The organism is Paracoccus alkanivorans (genome assembly GCF_003697785.1).
GTDB classification, from domain to species: Bacteria; Pseudomonadota; Alphaproteobacteria; order Rhodobacterales; family Rhodobacteraceae; genus Paracoccus; species Paracoccus alkanivorans.
In genome coordinates, this window is the sequence record NZ_QOKZ01000003.1 from 1 (window position 1) to 19376 (window position 19376).

The window sequence follows — 19376 nt, forward strand, 5'->3', positions numbered from 1 at the left end:
TTGTCGAGCATGGTTCCCCTCCCCGAAGCTTGATTCACTCAAAACGCGCCAAGGCGCAGCCTGAAAATGTTCCTGGTATTATGAATGATGGATTCCACAACAGGACAATGTCAAGATAAACTTCGCCGAGTTGAGGCCTAATACGAAGGAATGCAGGGTCACATGTGACGTAAACGAATAAAAACTTTTATTTTCAATATTTTAGATGGATTTTGTTTTACAGCGCTTCCTGAAGCGAACGCTTGTGAGATGGTCTGACGCTCCTGTCCGGCAAGACCTTGGAGCAAATCCTCCGCCCAGCAAGAATCGACCGCTTCCCGGTCAAATTCAGGGACCGATGCACGCGCCGCAAAGCTATGCTGCAGGTGCAAAGGCGGTATGCACACCCTGGTATACCTAATTCTATGCGCGACACCTATATAGCACGCGTAACCGGGCAATACGCCAATTCGCAAACATATGGAGTAGAAACATCATGGCATTCGTGAACCCCGAACGATACACCCCCACCCTCAATACCGCTAAGCGCATCGGCTTCCTCGCCGCCCTTTTCAGCGCCCTGCGGGCCGGTGCCTCTGTAAGAAGTGGCCGTAAGCCCGCGACATCCGGCCCTCTTCACTTCCACGGCAGCCCCCGGGTTTTTTGAGATTCTCGAGATCCTGCTTTCCCGCGCTTCTGTAAGTGCCCCTCAACAGAACAATACGGACCGGGAATGTCTGCATTCCCGGTCCCAAGCTTGGTTAGTGAGCCGCTACAGCGGGAACTGCCGACTTGATCAGCGGGATAGCCGGCAAAGTATGGTCCATCAGCTGGTCAGCGCCTTCGTACAGCATACGGATGGCAACATAGAGGATGAGGACAAGACCGATCCAGGCAATCCAATGGAAACGGTGAAGAAGGCGCGCAATGAAGCTCGCAGCAAAACCCATCATGACCACCGACAAAGCAAGGCCAAAGATCAGCGCCGAGAAGTGATGTTGTGCGGCGCCGGCAACGGCCAGCACGTTGTCGAGCGACATCGAAACGTCAGCGATTAGGATCTGAATGCAAGCCTGCCGCAGGGTCTTTTTGGGTGCCTTGCTAGCCACGCTGCCGTCAGCATTAAGGTCACCATCAGACAATGCTTCGGTCGCCTCGTGCTCCTCCTCCCGAGAGACGCTGAGTTCGCGATACATCTTCCAGCAAACCCATAGCAGCAGGATGCCGCCCGCGATCAGGAGAGCACCACCCATTGACAGGAGCTGAGTGGTGATAAGCGCGAAGAAAACGCGCAGAAGCGACGCAGCCAGAATACCATACAGAATAGCTTTCTTGCGCAGTTCGGGGGCAAGACCGGCGGCAGCCAAGCCGATGACAACAGCATTATCACCGGCCAGCACCAGGTCGATCATGATCACCTGCAACAAAGCGCTTAAAAAACTTGGGTCGATACCAAGCATAGAGACACCTCAAGAAGCGGCTGAGAGGTCGCGGTGCCGACATCACGAAACGCCGCCTGAATCGCCAGAGGGGCCCGGTCACCGATACTTTGCCCAAGCAAGTGGGCAGACTACATTCAGGTATTCGGCCTTAACCTTCCTTTCATAGTCTTCCTGCGAATAGAGCGATTTCCATTCAGGTGCGCTTTACCCGTTCCTTGTTTCGCTCCTGGTACACGCTTTGCTGCATATACGCGGCAACATATGCGGCAGCAACCGGGTTACGATCACGGATGCGCAGCCACCACAGTGGAGCAATATTTTCATGGAGCCACATGAAGCCCACAGCGAAACCGGTGCTAACGAGAAGCTGGAATCCGAAGAACGCGAACACGCCGTCGGAAAGAAGGAACGGCTGACCAAGATAGGTATTGACCGCTATCTCGTACACGGTGCGAGAAACCGTATATCCGATCAACCAGTAACCCACGGCGGGGGTAATACCTCCGATCCTGATCCGGGCACTGGCCAGCAGGAAGCTGTAGCCTGCGCCGAAGAGTGCCAGAGGCACACCGATGGCCAGGATCGAAACCACGATGTAGCCGGTAGGCAGCCCTCCATAGAGGGCTACCCCGCCGACAGCGAGTGCCGCGATGGCACCGAGCAGAGAGCCGGGCAGCAGCAGCTCGGCCAATCGCTTGATGGGATTATTCATTGTGATCGGCCCTCAATCCGGCAGCGCCCCGAAGACCGCCAGGCTAACGAACAGCGCGCCGAGATATAGGACCGCGCCTGCACCGATAAGCACATTAAACACAATATGCGGGCGGATTGCTTTCGGCAGCAGAAGATTGTTCACCAGCAGCAATACGATGCAGTATCCCCCCATCGAGAAGGCCGACAAGAACGCCAAGACCCCCAGGATCGCGGTGGGTCCGTCAGCAGGCCCGAACAGCAGGATGAGAACCCCGAAGATGGTCACACCCCACAAAAATGCAAAGTAGATATGGCCCATCTTGAACTTCTTCGCGCCCGGGACAAAAAAGTAGGTCATGTCGGCTTGGCCGCGGGCAAAGGCGTCAAGTATCCCCATGGTCCCCTTGTAACCCACCAGCACCATGAAAATGAAAAACAGGGTGCCAAGAAACGCGCCACCTGCCTCCGAGAACGCATTTGCCATCGCACGTAATGCGGCCTCCTGGTTTCCCTGCTCGAACTGCATTACAACATCAGGGCTTATCCTCGATGCCGACATGGCCAGAATGGTGAAGATAATGGTCACAATCATGGTTGTGCCAAAAAACATCAGTATTGCGTCGTAACGGACCCAGCGATACCAATCTCTCCACTTGGTCAGTTCTTCCGGATCGTCGGTATCCACCATGTAGCCGGCAACGGGATAGGTTTCTTCTTCCTCGCTATGGGCGAGCCCACGAATTCTCGGGATATGGACGCCATTGCCGGCACCCTTGTCGCGCAGCCATAACGTGTACCACATCTGCTGCATGCCGGACGGTCCGGCAAAGGCGATGGAGCCCACGATGATGGGGAACCATGCCGCCGTCATCATCTCATCGGGAATATAGCCGAACGCAACCATGCCCGTCAGAGTGAGCCAAAGATCGTTCCAGGTTCCTAAGATTCCGGCGATAATGGCAGAGCCGATGACCAGGAAACCAATAAGGAACGCCATCAGTTTCTCGAGCAAATCATATACATATTTGGCGAAGGTGAAAATCATGGCTATGGAAAGCAGGCCCAGACAGGCAAACCACAGCCAGTGAATCCCGGTGATTTCCTGAAACGCCAAGGCACCCGCTGACATGTGCCCGGGCCAGATATAGGTAGCCATTGCCAACGCAAAGAAAAACCACATCAAGGGTTTCCAGATGCGCGCGGCGCCCATGAAGATGCTCTCACCGGTGGCCATGGCCCAGCGGGCCATTTCCATCATCACAACCGTCTGCACCACGACTCCGATCAGAAACAGCCATCGGATATCAGGCCCGAACATGAGAACCAGCCGCGGCCACATGAAAGTCTCGCCGAGACCTACACCCACTGCAACGAGGATCATCGCCGGCCCAACGATGTGGATCGCCTGAGGTGCTGCCGGAAGTTTAGCGATCCGCAGTGGATCAAGCCCCCCCGCCTTCCAGTATCTCGGTTCCTCTTCACTCAACGTCACCTTGCCAGCTTCGGCAAGTGACAGATTTTCATTTTTGTAGTTCATAACGTTCTCCTCCCTAGAGTGTACGTTGAGGATTTCTGTCGAGGCTGTTATTCGTTCTTGGACTTCTCCTGTTTGCGGTTGAACTGGTGAGGAAGTTAATCTTGATTAGATCTATGGGAAAAATCTTACAGGGTCTTATTGGCGCGACGCCAACAATCAGACTGTAGGTGCACTTGCAGGCTGCCTTATTGGTATTATGAATTCTGAGCGCCAAAAAGGCAGCCTGTCAAGAATGATTGCGGAAGGGCGCGATCTACCGAAAGCCAGGGCGGGTTTTCGGAACCCGTGCCAGCGTAGTTCCAGTCAGTTGCCCCACTGATGTCCGTTCTCACGCTTCAAGGGCGAAGATTCCAAAGCAGGAACGGATATCATTCAAAAATGGGGCAACTGGGCAAGTTATAACGTGAAGGGTTTCCCTCTTGCGGATTATTTGGACGCGGCGCCTACGGCGCCTGATTCGACAATTTTCTCGATCGCAGTACCATCATAGCCCAGGACATCCTTCAGGATCTCCAACGTGTGCTCTCCCAGCAGTGGCGAACGCATCACCTCTACCGGACTGTCACTAAGCTTGATGGGACATCCGACCGAGGTATACCGGCCTCGCGTCGGGTGATCGACGTCGACAATGGTGCCGGTCTTGCGTAGCCCCTCATCCTCGATCAGCTCTTTCGTCGACAGGATCGGTCCGACGGGAATATCCAGCGGATTGCAGATATCCATGACCTCGTATTTGGTCTTGGTCATCGTCCATTGCTCTATCCGCTCGAATATCTCGTTCAGCTTGTCCAACCGCTCCGGCGGCGTGGCGTAACCTTCCCGGGTCTTCCATTCCGGCTCGCCGATCACATCGCAGATCCGTTCCCACACAGCTGCCTGGGTAATGAAATAGGTATAGGCGTTCGGATCGGTCTCCCATCCCTTGCATTTCAGGATCCGGCCCGGTTGCCCGCCACCCGAGTCATTGCCCGCGCGAGGCGTTGCGTCATCGAAAGGGATACCCTCGCCATATTGCGAATATTCCGTCAACGGCCCATGCTCCAGCCGTTGCTGATCCCGCAGCTTCACCCGGCAGAGATTCAGCACCCCGTCCTGCATCGCCGCCAACACCTTCTGACCCTTACCGGACTTCTCGCGATGGAAAAGCGCGGTGACGATACCAAGCGCCAAATGCAAACCGGTGCCCGAGTCTCCGATCTGCGCGCCGGTCACCAGAGGAGGACCATCGCGGAATCCGGTGGTCGAAGCCGCACCGCCCGCACATTGCGCGACATTTTCATAAACCTTGCAGTTTTCGTAATTGCCCGGCCCGAAGCCCTTCACAGAAGCCAGGATCATCCTCGGATTGATTTCCTGAATGCGTTCCCAACTGAACCCCATGCGATCGAGAGCGCCCGGGGCGAAATTCTCCACCATCACGTCACATGTCTCGATGAGGCGGGTCAGAATTTCCTTGCCGGTCGCGTTCTTCGAATTCAACTCGATCGAACGCTTGTTGTGGTTCAGCATCGTGAAGTACAGGCTGTCCGCACCCGGAATATCGACCAGTTGCTTGCGGGTGGCATCACCGACACCCGGACGCTCTACCTTGATTACGTCCGCGCCGAACCACGCGAGAAGCTGGGTGCACGTCGGCCCGGACTGAACATGGGTGAAATCGAGGATCTTGACACCTTCAAGGGCTTTCATATTTTTGTCCATCTTCTAAGAAATCGTATATCGCGTTCACTTGCCTTCGGCCTTGGCCCTGGCGCGTGCCTGTGCCACGATGGATTGCGGATTGAGGCTGCCGATATTGCCGCTTTCCTTGCCCGCAGCCGGATCGATCACGGCATTGATTAGCGTGGGCTTGCGCGAGGCGAATGCCTCGGTCACGGCGGTATTCAACTCGTCCGGAGTCTTCACGTTGACCCCGACTCCGCCAAAGGCCTGCATCATCTGGTCATAGCGCGCATCCGGGACGAAAACGGTCGTGGCCGGATCGGAAGTGCCGGACCTGTTGACGTCATCGCCCCGATAGATGCCGTTATTGTTCATGATAACGATGCAAACCGGCAGCTTGTAACGGCAGATCGTCTCGATCTCCATTCCGCAAAAGCCGAAGGCGCTGTCACCCTCCACGGCCAGAACCTGGCAGCCGGTTTCCACGGCGGCGGCCACCGCATTCCCCATGCCGACCCCCATGATCCCCCAGGTGCCGACATCCAGTCGCTTCCGGGGCTTCATCACATCGACCACCGACCGGGTCAAATCCAGCGCGTTCGCACCCTCATTGACCAGAACCGTATCCGGATTTTCGGCAATCGCCTTTTTCAGCACACCGAGTGCAGCGTGATAGTCCATCGGGTTCGAGTTGTTCTGAAGCCGCGGGGCCATCTTGGCGATATTCGCTTCGACCTTGCCGCGGATCATACCCGTCCAATCTTCGGACGGCTTCTGCCAGTCGTCGCCGATAGCTTCGAGAAGCGCCGTGCAGCAGCTCTCGATATCCCCGACCAGCGGCGCAGCGATGGGCTGGTTGCTGTCTATCTCCTTCGGATCAATCTCGATCTGGACAAATTTCTTGGGATCGCTCCCCCAGCCCTTGCCCTTGCCATGGCTCAGAAGCCAGTTGAGGCGTGCTCCTATCAGGAAGACACAATCGCTCTCTTTCAGAACCAGCGACCGCGCAGCCGAAGCGCATTGCGGATGATTGTCGGGCAACAATCCCTTGGCCATGGACATCGGAAGGTAAGGGTAGCCGAGCCTTTCGACCAGTTCCCTCACCTTCTCGTCGGCCTGAGCGTAGGCTGCGCCCTTGCCAAGAATGATCAGCGGCTTTTTCGCGGATTTCAACACCTCCACCGCCCGCGACACCGCGTCGGGGCCGGGGAAATGCGCAGGAGCCGGGTCGACGACCTTGACGAGGGACTTCTCGCCTTCGACCGCGTCCATGACCTGCCCCAGGAGCGCGCCGGGAATGTCGAGATAGACACCGCCGGGACGGCCGGTGATCGCGGCACGGATCGCACGCGCCACGCCGATCCCGATATCCTCGGCATGCAGGATCCGGTAAGCCGCCTTGCAGTGCGGCCGCGCGACAGCCAGTTGGTCCATTTCCTCGTAATCGCCCTGCTGCAGATCCACGATCTCGCGTTCGGACGACCCGGAAATCAGGATCATCGGCCAGCAATTCGTTGTGGCATGGGCCAGCGCCGTCAGGCCGTTCAGGAAACCCGGAGCAGAGACCGTCATGCAGACCCCCGGCTTCTTGGTGAGGAATCCTGCAGCCGCCGCCGCGTAGCCCGCACTTTGCTCGTGACGGAAGGACAGGACCCGAATGCCCTCTCCCTGCGCATAACGGCCCAGATCCGTGATCGGAATACCGGGTACATTGTAGATCGTTTCAATGCCGTTCAACTTCAATGCGTCGATCAGCAGATGAAAACCGTCGGTCAATGTGAGCGGATCCACATCCACCGCACTGTCTGCTTTCACCATACCGGAAATCGTCATTTTGCCTCCCCTCCAGGTACCGCAAATATCCTCGCGGCGTTTCAGTTGCTGGCAGACTTACGCCCTCTTACCCGTGCCCATCGGATATTGCCGCACGACCGCTGATCAGCATCGTTCAACATGATCTCCAGACACCCCGTCACCTTCAGGCGATTCGTCATATTCTTGGTATAACTTATCACTAATTTGTAATTCCGAAAGCGTTATTTTTGCAGACCACCTTGTTTGCAGGTGCAGAAAAACGTCTGATATGATAAGGAATTTCCTGAATATCGCGGTATTGCCCGGGGTTCAGCATGCCGGTTTCTCAGGACGTGATGGAGCGCGATATGATAATCGTATCGCCGCCGGGATCTTGCGCTCATCACACGTTGGCAAGCCGCCCCTCTCAGCCCATGTGACTGCTTTAGAGGAGGCTTTCGGTCGACATCGGGCCAGTGACCGATCACCGGCATGGTCGCCTCGAACATGTGATTGGTTAATAGGAGTCCGCCGATCCTGTCACAGGATGGCTCCGTCAACTCATTCAATTGAATACCGGCCAAAGACTTCCCGGAACCGGTCAGAAACATCGGCAAAAAGTCGCGAAACTCGGTCTATCCGGCGGTCAGGCGAGACCTCGGCCCGGATAGGAAAGCGCCCGTAGCTGCCGGTGCGGCATGCCTTCGCGCCGGTATTCGACCGGGCCAGCCTTCGCTCAATCATCCGACCGGCCTCAAGGCATCCTCCGGTCATCGCCTTGTGGGAAGGCAAAGCCTGAAACGAGACGGACGGGCCGTCTGGCCCGCCCCTGATGATCTTACTTGCAGGTAAGTTCTACGCGGATTTCTTGACGTTCTGCGCAAGTCTTGCATCCACCACGGCGACGATATCGTCGATATCGGCAGAAGGCATACCCACGGCCTCGCCCAGCTTCTGCACGATCTTGTCCACACGTTCGATTTCCGTCGCACCCCCGTAAACCGCACGCGCAGCCGAAGAAGGTTTCAGCAGCCCTTCGGCCGCCTTGGCATATTTTTCGAATGGCACCTGGTCTGCGGAATCCGCTCCCAGTTTGCGAGCCACCGCGTCCACATGGCCATAGATGGCGCGCGATTTCTCCATATCCGCATGCACGGCTTCACGGATAGCCTGCGCATCGCCCGGCGTGATGCAGCGATAGTTGCCGGTCAGCAGCATCGACCACTTCGCCAGCGGCACGAAGAGCGAATCGAAGACGCGCAACTTGACCGGCACATCCTTGCCGTCGAATGTTACCGCGGCAATGTCGTCCTCCATCTGGCGCAACATCCGGGTATGTGCATCATCCGCGAAAGCAGCCGCCTTGAAATTCGTCGGCAGGCCGACATGCAATATGTTTGCTTCCTCGTCGGGTGGCCGGAAGGCCTGCGGGTCGGGGCTGCAAAGGCTCATCAGTCCCGGTTCAAAGCCATCCCAGACCCGTGGCGCCGAATAAGCGTCCTCCAGCATCGCATGGTCGATCCCCTTCATTCGACGCAGGAAGGGCAAGGGTGGCATGTTCATGATCGACAGGCACGGGCGGCCGGAATGAGCGATATCGGTCATCAGCGGTCTCACTCCGGGGGCCCCATATTGGGGCTCCTGCATGGCCAATGCGATCATGTCATACTCTGCCGGCGTGACCTGGCCGGGCGTGACGGCACCGACTCGACCGGGCAAGTCCACCGACCGAATCGCACGATGCGCATCTTCGCCTCGTAGCTGGATTCGAACTTCCGCTCCCTTCTCGTTGATCAGCTTCGCTGTAGCCGAGCGGCATACCAGATCCACCTCATGGCCCGCCATCGCCAGTTTCGTACCCAATAGCGACCCATAGGAAGCTCCAAGTATCAGTATCTTATATGCCATTACGGCCCTCGCTCTTCTCTGTTTCGATTTCCGGGAAGAAAGGCATTCGCGATTTCCTGTATCCACAAGCCTTTGGTTACGGTATACATGAGAGTACAAAAGTTGCGAATCACGCCCTCCTTGCGCCATATTGTTATCAAGTGGCGGATCGGGGATGGTCAAGTCCGTAAACAGCAATATCCCATCATCATTATATGTGCTGACCTGCAGTCACCGGTGCTTCTGCCCGCTGAGCGGCTGCTTCGCCATGCCGCCTTTGCGCTTTAGGGTATGGTCTTTCTCGTCAGGGCGGGCAGTGCCCAGCCCATAGCAGAGCGCAATCGATTGTTGCCCGCTATTGCTCGATTACCTCCAGCACGCCCGGCACCGCGCGCAAGGCCTGCCGTGCGGGCGTAGTCAGCGGCGCATCACTGGCGACCTCGATCTCGATCATCTCATCGCCCGCACGTATACGCAGCAGCACCGGGCCACGGCTTCGCATCGGCACGTTGATCTCGCTCCTGATCCGGCCCAGAACCTCGGCCAGGCGCGGAATCGTATCTGCCCCTTGCATCTCGACCGCCAGCGATCCGGCTCCGGCATCTGCAACCGCGTCCTCCAGCCCGGTGACGGAATTGGCCAGCATCTTGACCTGGTCGCCCGAAGGCTCGACCTTGACCTGCAACACGACATTTTCACCCGGTTCCAGCCGGTCCCGGGCGGCATTCAGCAGGTCCGAGAAAACCGTCACCTCGTATAATCCGGTCGGATCGGACAGGCTGACAAAGGCGTATTGCGTGCCCTTCGCCGATTTCCGCTCCTGCCGCGCGGAAACCGTGCCTGCGATCTGCGTAACCAGCGGCCCCCCTTCGGCCTCGGCGGTGATCTCGGCCAGGGTCTGCACCTTCTTGCGGCGCAGCGCAGGCAGGTAATCGTCCAGCGGATGGCCGGACAGGTAGAAGCCGACGGCGCGATGTTCCTCCCCCAGTTTCTCGGCGGGAAGCCAGACTTGCGCAACGGCCGGCCTCGGCGGCGGCAGGTCCTCGCCTCCGCCGAAAAGCGAGGATTGCGAGGATGCCGCCTGCTCCTGCACCGCCGCCGACCATGCCACCAGCGCATCCAGCGATTTCAGCACCCGCGCCCGGTCGTCCTCCAGCAGGTCGAAGGCCCCCGCCCGCGCCAACATTTCCAGCGGACGCTTGCCGACCCGGCGCATATCGACACGGCGGGCAAAGTCATGGATATCGGCGAAAGAAATATCGCCACGGGCCGTCTCGATCAGCCGCATCGCCTCGACACCAACCCCTTTCAGCGCGCCCAGAGCGTAGTGAATACGGCCCTCTCTCACGGTGAAAAGCGGCGCCGAGCGGTTCACGCAAGGCGGCACGATCTCGATCCCCATCCGGTCGCATTCGCGCTTGTAGACCGCCAGCTTGTCGGTCAGGTGGATATCGCAATTCATCACCGCCGCCATGAATTCGACCGGATGATTGGCCTTCAGCCATGCCGTCTGATAGCTGACCACCGCATAAGCGGCGGCATGCGACTTGTTGAAACCGTAATTGGCGAACTTCTCCAGCAGGTCAAAGACCTCACCCGCCTTCTTTTCATCCACGCCATTTGCCACCGAGCCCTTGATGAATTTCGGCCGTTCCTTGGCCATTTCGGCGGCGATCTTCTTGCCCATCGCCCGGCGCAGCAAATCCGCGCCGCCAAGCGAATAGCCCGCCATGACCTGCGCGATCTGCATCACCTGTTCCTGGTAGACGATGATGCCCTGCGTTTCTTCAAGGATATGGTCGATCAGGGGATGGATCGACTGCAACTCGCGCAAACCGTTCTTGACCTCGCAATAGGTCGGGATGTTCTCCATCGGGCCGGGACGATACAGCGCGACCAGCGCCACGATATCCTCGATGCAGGTCGGTCCCATCCGCCGCAGCGCGTCCATCATGCCCGAGCTTTCGACCTGGAACACCGCCACCGTGCGGGCACTGGCAAAGAGGTCATAGGTCGGCTTGTCGTCCAGCGGGATCAGGTTGATCTGGTCGACCGCGCCCTCGGGCGGCTGATACAGTTCCCGCCCGTCGGCGGCGATATGCAGATGCCGCCCACCGCCCCGGATCAAGTCCACGGCGTTCTGGATCACGGTCAGCGTCTTGAGCCCGAGGAAGTCGAACTTCACAAGCCCGGCCTGCTCAACCCATTTCATGTTGAACTGGGTCGCAGGCATGTCCGAGGCCGGGTCGCGGTACAGCGGCACCAGTTGATCCAGGGGCCGGTCGCCGATCACCACCCCGGCGGCATGGGTCGAGGCGTTGCGGTAAAGCCCCTCCAGCTTCTCGGCATAATCCAGCAGCCGCCCGACCACCTCTTCGCGCGCGGCTTCGCGCAGGCGCGGTTCCTCGGCGCGGGCCTTGGTGATCGAGACCGGCTTGACCCCCTCGACCGGGATCAGCTTGGACAGCCGGTCCACCTGCCCATAGGGCATTTGCAGCACCCGGCCCACATCGCGCACTGCCGCCTTGGACAGAAGCGCACCGAAGGTGATGATCTGGCCAACCTTCTCGCGGCCGTATTTACCCTGCACATACTGGATCACCTCCTCGCGGCGATCCATGCAGAAATCGATGTCGAAATCGGGCATCGAGACCCGTTCGGGATTCAGGAACCGTTCGAACAGAAGACTGTACCGCAATGGATCCAGATCGGTGATCGTCAGCGCATAGGCCACCAGAGAGCCCGCGCCCGAACCCCGGCCCGGCCCCACCGGGATCTCGCGCTCCTTGGCCCATTTGATGAAGTCGGCCACGATCAGGAAATAGCCGGGAAAGCCCATCTGTTCGATGATGCCCAGCTCAAATTCCAGCCGCTCGTGATATTGCTCGACCGGGACGGCATGGGGGATCACCTTCAGCCGCGCCTCCAGCCCCTCACGGGATTGACGGCGCAGTTCCTCGACCTCGTCATCGGCAAAACGCGGCAGGATGGGCTTGTGCCTGCTGACGGCGAAGGCGCAGCGGCGGGCGATCTCGACGGTATTCTCCAGCGCCTCGGGCAGATCGGCGAAAAGCACCGCCATTTCCTCGGGCGTCTTGAAATAATGTTGCGGCGTCAGGCGGCGGCGGGGCTGCGACTGATCGACATAAGCCTTTTCGGCGATGCAGATCAGCGCGTCATGTGCCTCGTATATTTCGGGCTTGGGGAAATAGACGTCATTGGTGGCGACAAGCGGCAATTCCTTTTCATAGGCCAGCGCGATCAGCCCCGCCTCCGAGGCAGCCTCGGCCTCCATCGGCTTGCCGTTCTCTCCCGGATGACGCTGCAACTCGACATAAAGCCGGGTCGGGAACGCCTCCGCCAGCCGATCCGCCAGGGCGGCAGCCTTGGTCGCATGGCCCTGCGCGATCATGCGCCCCAGAGGTCCGGTCGCGCCCCCTGTCAGGCAAATCAACCCCTCGGCCCGTTCGCAAAGCTCATCCACGGTGACATGTGCCGGCGCATTACCCTCACGCAGGTAAAGGCAGGTCGAAAGCGACATCAGGTTCAGCCAGCCGGTCTGGTTCTGGGCGAGCAGCACGACCGGGCCGGTTTCTTCTGCCTGAAGCGTTACCTGGCAGCCAATGATCGGCTGGACCCCTTTTTCCATAGCCTTCACGCTGAATTCGAGCGCCGCAAACATGGCGTCGGTATCGGTCAGCGCCACGGCGGGCATCCCTGCCTCCGCAGCCAGCACCGGCAGTTTGCCCACGGGAACTGCGCCTTCCAGCAGGGAGTGCTCCGAGTGAGTGCGCAGGTGAATGAATCGGGGGGATTTGGATGACATGGCCGGACAGTATCGCAATCGCAGCAAGCTGCGCAATTACCCGATCACCGATCCATGCAGATCTCTCTTTATGGGAACTCTCGCGGAGGCTGGGGGTATGGCCCCCCAGCCATTGCAAGGCGCGAACCAACCGCTCTCTCAGGCGGCGGGCATCCGCGTCTCGACCATACCGGCATACCAACTGGAGCCGGCCGGGATCGCATCGTCATTGAAATTATAGGCCGGGTGGTGGACCATCGCCGTATCGCCGTTGCCGACGAAGATATAGGCGCCAGGACGCTCGTTCAGCATGAAGCTGAAATCCTCGCCGCCCATCATCGGCTGCATGGTCAGATCCACGTCTCCGGCAATCTCGCGCGCCACATCGGCGGCCCAGACCGTCGCCTCTTCGTTGTTCATCGTCACCGGGTAACCGCGCTGGTAATCGATCTCGGCAGTCGCACCCATGGCGGCGGCGACATTGGTGGCAACGCGCTTGATCCCCTCTTCCAACTGGTCACGGACTTCGGGTGCAAGGCTGCGCGCAGTGCCCTTGAGCTGGACCACCTGCGGAATGACGTTATGCGCCGTCGAGTCGGTCTGGACGACACAGACCGATATCACCGCGTTCTTCAGCGGATCGATATTGCGCGACACGACGGATTGCAGCGCCACGATGATCTGCGCGGCGGTCAGGGTGGTGTCGATGCATTCATGCGGCTTGGCGGCATGGCCACCCTTGCCGGTCACGGTGATGTCGAACTGATCGGCGGCTGCCATCATCGCACCGGGACGGATCGCGAACTGGCCGACAGGGATGCCCGGCATGTTGTGCATGCCATAGAATTCCTGGATTCCCCAACGCTCGGCCAGCCCGTCCTTGATCATCGCATCGCCGCCCGCGCCGCCTTCTTCGGCGGGCTGGAAGATGACCACGGCGGTGCCGTCGAAATTGCGCGTCTCGGCCAGGTATTTCGCCGCGCCCAGCAGCATCGCGGTATGTCCGTCATGGCCGCAGGCATGCATCTTGCCCGGCGTTTTCGAGGCGTATTCCACCCCGGTCTGCTCATTGATCGGCAGGGCGTCCATATCGGCGCGCAGCCCGATTACCCGCCCCTTGCTGTCGGTCTTGCCCTTGATGACACCGACCACACCGGTCTGGCCGATGCCCTCTGTCACCTCGTCACAGCCGAATTCACGCAGCAGTTCCGCAACCTTTCCGGCGGTGCGGTGGACGTCGTAAAGCAATTCGGGATGTTCATGGAAATCGCGTCGCCACGCGGTGATTTCTGGCAGAAGCTCTGCAAAGCGGTTCTTGACTGGCATGATGTTCTCCTTCGGCGCATAGGATGCGGACTTTATGCAGAGTCTGCAAGAGGCCGAAGAGGCGCCGGCGGATCACAACTCGGGACCAAGCGTGACCGGCGAACCATCCGAGAAGCGCGCGAAGCGAAACCTGCCCAGATCAAAGCCGGTTTCTCCCCCGCGGATCAGATCGGCCATGACCCGTCCCACGCCGGGACCGATGCCGAAACCATGGCCAGACAGGCCCGTGGCGATGAAGAAACCCCGGATCGTGGTTTCATCCAGCACCGGAACCTGATCGGGCGTGGTGTCGATCATCCCCGCCCATGCCGCCCGCAGCCGGGGGCGTCCTATCGCCGGGAAAGTCGCGGCGAAATCCTCTTGCAGCCGGGCCAGCGCGGCGGCGTTGGGCTCGGGGCTGAGCATGCGCATCGCCTCGAAGGGCGAGGCACGGTCGGCGGACCATCGGCGCGGAGTCCCCCATGCGTCCGGATAGCCTTTCGGGGCACGAAGCTGCAGCCGGGTCTGGCCCAGATCGCGGCGGATCAGCGGCAGGTAACTGCGCAGGTGGCGGAAGGCGGCAGGGCCGATCCAGAAATCATGCGTGGTGCCGGGGGCCAGCGTATAGCCGCCATCGGCACGGCGGCGGAAGGCGAATTTGGAATCGGCGGCCGCGCCCGACCAGAATTCAGGAAGCGGCTCGGTTGCGGCAACGGTGGCACGGACCGAAAGTTGCGGCAAGGATATCCCGGCATTGCCCGCGAACAATCCCGACCAGGCCCCTCCGGCAAGCAGCACGCGATCGGCGCGGATGGGTCCATCCTCGGTGATCACACCAGAGACATGGCCGGCCGAGACCTCCAGCGCCCGGACCGCGCAATGTTCCCGGATCGTGACCCCCTCATCCGCCGCCAACCTAGCGATGGCCGGAACGGCGACGCCCGGCTCGGCGCGCATGTCCGAAGGCGTGACCAGCGCACCCTGCCAGCCCGCATCATTGGGCAGCAGCCTGTCCAGCTCCGACCGCCCCATCATTCGACTGTCCAGGCCATGGGCATGGGCGATCGCCAGCCATGCCTCGTATCGCGCCAGCGCCGCCTCGTCGGATGCAAGATAGCTGACGCCGCAGGTCGTCAGGCCCAGTCCCTCCCCGATCTCCTGTGCCAGCCCTCGCCATAGCTGCCGGGCCATCATCATGATCGGCAATTCGGCCTCGTCCCGGCCCTGCGCCCGGACCCAGCCCCAGTTGCGCGAGGATTGCTCGCCCGCGATGACGCCCTTTTCGCACAGCACCACCGAAAGCCCGTCACGGACCAGGTAAAGCGCCGAGGTCACACCCGCGATGCCGCCACCGATCACGACCACATCCGCCGCATCGGGCAGATCATTGCGGAAGCGCGGCACCTGGCCCGGAGAGATGGGAGGGTCGGCTCTCACGAATGGGTCACCGGATCGACCAGCACGCGATGGCCCGGCGCGACCTCCTGGTAGACCGAGGGCTTGGGCTGGTAATCGACCGGATGCATCGGCGAGGGGATCGGGCTGAAATTCAGGTCCTCGCTGATCTTCTTTTGCCGGGGATCGGCGACAGGGACGGCCAGCATCAATTGCTTGGTATAGCTATGCTGCGGATTCTCGAAGACCTGTTGGCGGGTTCCCATCTCGACGATACGGCCCAGATACATGACGCCGACATGATGACTGACCCGCTCGACCACCGCCATGTCATGACTGATGAACAGCATCGAGATGCCCAGATCCTGCTGCAACTCCATAAGCAGATTCAGCACCTGCGCCTGCACCGAGACATCCAGCGCCGATACCGCCTCGTCAGCGATGATCAGCTTGGGGTTCAGTGCCAATGCACGGGCGATGGCGATCCGCTGGCGCTGACCGCCCGACATCTCGTGCGGGTAGCGCCGCATGAAACTGCGCGGCAGCTCCACCCGGTCGAACAAGGCGGCGATGCGGTCCTCGCGCTCGGATCGGTTGCCGATACCGAAATTCTGCATCGGCTCGGCCACCTGGTCATAAAGTTTCATATGCGGATCGAGACTGGCGAAGGGATCCTGAAAGATCATCTGCATGTCGCGGCGCGCGCGGCGCAGGGCCGAGTGTGACAATGCCAGAATATCCGTGCCACCGATGGACACATGTCCCGATTCCGGCTCGACCAGGCGCAGGATCGAACGGCCGCAGGTGGATTTCCCGCAGCCGGATTCACCCACCAGGGACATGGTTTCGCCGGAATTGATAGTGAAAGAGACATCCTCGACCGCGTGAACATTGGCGACGGTGCGGCGCAGCACCCCACCCTTGACCGCGAAGCGGGTGACGAGATTTTCGACCCTCAGCAGCGGCTTGGGATCCTTGACGATGATCGGCTCGGGCTCGCCCAGGCTGCCGTCGCGCATCAGCCGCAGGCGCTCGGGCGCAGGCTTGCCGGTCATCTCGCCCAAGCGCGGCACGGCGGCCAGCAACATGCGGGTGTAATCCTCGCGCGGTTCCTCGAAGATCTGCTCGACCGGGCCTTCCTCGACCTTGTCGCCGCGATACATGACGACGACGCGATCCGCCATCTGCGCGACCACGGCCATGTCATGGGTGATGAATAATACGGCAATCTGCTTTTCACGCTTGAGTCGGTCGATCAGGGCGAGGATCTCGGCCTGAATGGTCACGTCCAGCGCGGTGGTCGGCTCGTCGCAGATCAACAGGCTGGGTTCGCAGGCCATGGCGATGGCGATGACGACGCGCTGGCGCATGCCGCCTGACAACTCATGGGGATATTGATCAAGGCGCCGCTCGGGCTCGGGAATGCGGACCTGCCTGAGGATTTCCAGCGCGCGGGCACGTGCCTGCGACTTGCTCATCCCGCGATGCTCGATCAGCCCCTCGGTCAGTTGGTCGCCGACCGTAAAGACGGGGTTCAGCGCCGTCATCGGTTCCTGGAAGATCATCCCGATCCGGTTGCCGCGAATGTCGCGCATGACGGGAGCGCCCTGATGCGCAAGGTCGATGGGCTTGCCGTCGCCGGGATCGAACATCAGCCGGCCATTGGTGATCGTGCCGCCGCCGAATTCGACCAGCCGCATCAGCGAAAGCGAGCTGACCGACTTGCCCGAACCCGATTCACCCACCACACAGACACATTCGCCGGGCTTGATGTTGAAGCTGATATCCCTGACGCCCACCACGGTGCCGTCATTGGTCTCGAACTCGACCCGAAGGTTCTCAAAGGAAACAAGCGGTTTCTCGTCCAGCATCATACATCCCCGATCATCTTCTCCGAAGGAAGGCTAACGGCAGGCGAAAGAATGTCAAAGCCGAAACTTTCATGCGGAGAACGTGGATAGGGCTTGCCATTCCGGGGCGGATTGTTTGAAACTGCAAACATTCCGCAGGGAAACGGTACCATAACAAAGACCCGAACAATACGGGACAGGAAATGAAAAATTCAGTCCAAGCAATGGATTACTATTCCTTATGGCTCCGACCCGTGCGGCTTTTTCATCCAACGGGAGAAAGTCATGAAACTGAAGACCTTGCTGATGTGCGCCGTCGCATCGCTGGCCCTGGCTCCTGCCGCCATGGCCGAACGCGGCAGCGACGGAGAGGTGAATGTCATCATGTGGCAAGCGCCATCGACGATGAACATGTATCTGTCCAGCGGAACCAAGGACATCATCGCCGCCAGCATGTCGCTTGAGCCGCTGGCCGGTTTCACGCCGGAAGGCGAACTGTTCCCCCGGCTTGCCCAGGAAATTCCCTCGCTTGAGAATGGCGGCATCGCAGAAGATCTGAAATCGGTCACCTGGAAGCTGAAGGACGGCCTTAAATGGTCCGATGGCACGCCCGTCACATCGGCCGATGTGGTCTTTACCGCCGAATACTGCATGCATCCCGAGGGCGGTTGCGCGCAGCTCGCGAAATTCGAGGGGGTCGAGAGTGTCGAGGCAATCGATGACCTGACCGTAAAGGTCAATTTCACCGAGCCGCGCCCCGACCCGTTCTCGGCCTTTGTTGGCGGGCAGTCGCCGATTATCCAGAAAGCGCAGTTCGAGCAATGCCTTGGCGCCGCCGCCCCGACCTGCACGGAGCAGAATTTCAACCCGATCGGCACCGGCCCGTTCAAGGTCGTCTCGTTCAAGACCAATGACGTCATCACCTTCGAAGCCAATCCCGAATATCGCGATCCCGAAAAGCCCGCCTTCGCCAGGCTGACCATGAAGGGCGGGGGTGATGCCGCCGCCGCCGCGCGTTCGGTCCTGGAAACAGGCGAGTTCGATTATGCCTGGAACACGCAGCTTGCTCCTGATGTAATCGCAGGGATGGAAGCGCTTGGAAGAGGCAAGGTTCAGGCAGCCTTCGGCAGCCTGGTCGAACGCATTCACGTCAATCTGACCGATCCCTCTTCCAGCCTTCCGGAAGGGGAGCGCTCGACCGTCAAACATCCGCATTCATTCCTGACCGATCCGGCGGTGCGCAAGGCGCTGTCCATGGCCATCGACCGCGAATTGCTGGTCGAGATCGGCTATGGCCCTGCGGGCAAACCGACCTGCAACCTTGTTCCAGCCCCCGAGGCATGGGCGTCGCCCAATACCGAATGCCTGACGCAGGATATCGAAGGTGCGAAGGCGCTTCTGGACGAGGCCGGATGGGTTCCCGGCGGCGATGGCGTGCGCGAAAAGGGCGGCGTGCGGCTGTCGATGCTCTACCAGACCTCTGTCAACGCGGTGCGCCAGGATTTCCAGGCGTTGATAAAGCAGTGGTGGTCGGAAATCGGGGTGGAGACCGAGCTCAAGACCGTCGATGCCTCGGTTTTCTTCGGTAGCGACGCGGGCTCGCCCGACACGCTGCAGAAATTCTATGCCGATGTCGAAATGTATGCCAACAATTTCGAAGGCAACAATCCCGAACCCTACTTGGCCAAGAACACCTGCGACAAGGCGCCCGGCCCCGAGAACCAGTGGCAGGGCGAGAATACCAGCCGTTTCTGTAACGAGGAATATGACAAGCTGGTCCTCGAACTGGGTAAGACCGTCGATCTGGAAGAGCGGGGCAAGCTGGGCCAGAAGCTGAACGAAATGCTGACCAAGGACAGCAACGCGATTATCCCGCTGGTCTATCGTGGCACGGCCTCGGCGGTCAGCAATACGCTTGGCGGAGTCCAGTTGAATGCCTGGGATACCGAGCTTTGGAATGTCGCGGACTGGCACCGCATCGAGGAATAATTGCCACGCATTGTCATGTTGGCCTATCGCGGCCGACA

At 59.8% G+C, this 19376-nt stretch carries 11 protein-coding genes; 1 reads left to right on the forward strand and 10 read right to left on the reverse strand.

Annotation, left to right across the window (positions count from 1 at the left end; translation table 11 throughout):
* Positions 1-740 precede the first annotated feature (740 nt).
* From C9E81_RS08265 to C9E81_RS08310, 10 genes are all read right to left on the reverse strand, one after another.
* A complete protein-coding gene (locus C9E81_RS08265; RefSeq protein WP_122111872.1) occupies positions 741-1439 on the reverse strand; it encodes a TerC family protein in 699 nt (232 codons plus the stop codon).
* Between the two features lie 175 nt (positions 1440-1614).
* A complete protein-coding gene (locus C9E81_RS08270; protein ID WP_122111873.1) occupies positions 1615-2133 on the reverse strand; it encodes a hypothetical protein in 519 nt (172 codons plus the stop codon).
* A 12-nt stretch (positions 2134-2145) separates the two neighbouring features.
* Positions 2146-3651 carry an Nramp family divalent metal transporter gene (locus tag C9E81_RS08275; RefSeq protein WP_166461859.1) on the reverse strand — a complete coding sequence of 502 codons (1506 nt, stop codon included), beginning with the start codon at positions 3649-3651 and terminating at the stop codon, positions 2146-2148.
* A gap of 426 nt (positions 3652-4077) precedes the next feature.
* Entirely contained in the window at positions 4078-5340 is a 1263-nt protein-coding gene (gene frc / locus C9E81_RS08280; protein ID WP_122112381.1) for a formyl-CoA transferase, read from the reverse strand.
* Between the two features lie 36 nt (positions 5341-5376).
* Positions 5377-7146 carry an oxalyl-CoA decarboxylase gene (gene oxc / locus C9E81_RS08285; RefSeq protein WP_122111874.1) on the reverse strand — a complete coding sequence of 590 codons (1770 nt, stop codon included), beginning with the start codon at positions 7144-7146 and terminating at the stop codon, positions 5377-5379.
* Between the two features lie 816 nt (positions 7147-7962).
* Positions 7963-9015 carry a ketopantoate reductase family protein gene (locus C9E81_RS08290; protein ID WP_122111875.1) on the reverse strand — a complete coding sequence of 351 codons (1053 nt, stop codon included), beginning with the start codon at positions 9013-9015 and terminating at the stop codon, positions 7963-7965.
* 334 nt (positions 9016-9349) lie between these two features.
* Complete coding sequence (gene dnaE / locus C9E81_RS08295) at positions 9350-12820, reverse strand: DNA polymerase III subunit alpha (protein WP_122111876.1); 3471 nt, start codon at positions 12818-12820, stop codon at positions 9350-9352.
* Positions 12821-12958: 138 nt separating this feature from the next.
* Positions 12959-14125, reverse strand: coding sequence for a M20 aminoacylase family protein (locus C9E81_RS08300; protein WP_122111877.1), 1167 nt, complete (start codon positions 14123-14125; stop codon positions 12959-12961).
* A gap of 72 nt (positions 14126-14197) precedes the next feature.
* Positions 14198-15541, reverse strand: coding sequence for an NAD(P)/FAD-dependent oxidoreductase (locus tag C9E81_RS08305; RefSeq protein WP_243698575.1), 1344 nt, complete (start codon positions 15539-15541; stop codon positions 14198-14200).
* Positions 15538-17370: an ABC transporter ATP-binding protein gene (locus tag C9E81_RS08310; RefSeq protein WP_122112383.1), complete on the reverse strand. Its 1833-nt coding sequence runs from the start codon at positions 17368-17370 to the stop codon at positions 15538-15540. The genes C9E81_RS08305 and C9E81_RS08310 overlap by 4 nt, the downstream gene beginning before the upstream one ends.
* Before the next feature lie 264 nt (positions 17371-17634).
* On the opposite strand from C9E81_RS08310, the gene C9E81_RS08315 reads away from it, so the two are divergent.
* The gene (locus tag C9E81_RS08315) at positions 17635-19338 is read left to right on the forward strand and encodes a peptide ABC transporter substrate-binding protein (protein WP_122111878.1); all 1704 of its coding nucleotides are present in this window, start codon (positions 17635-17637) and stop codon (positions 19336-19338) included.
* Positions 19339-19376 lie beyond the last annotated feature (38 nt).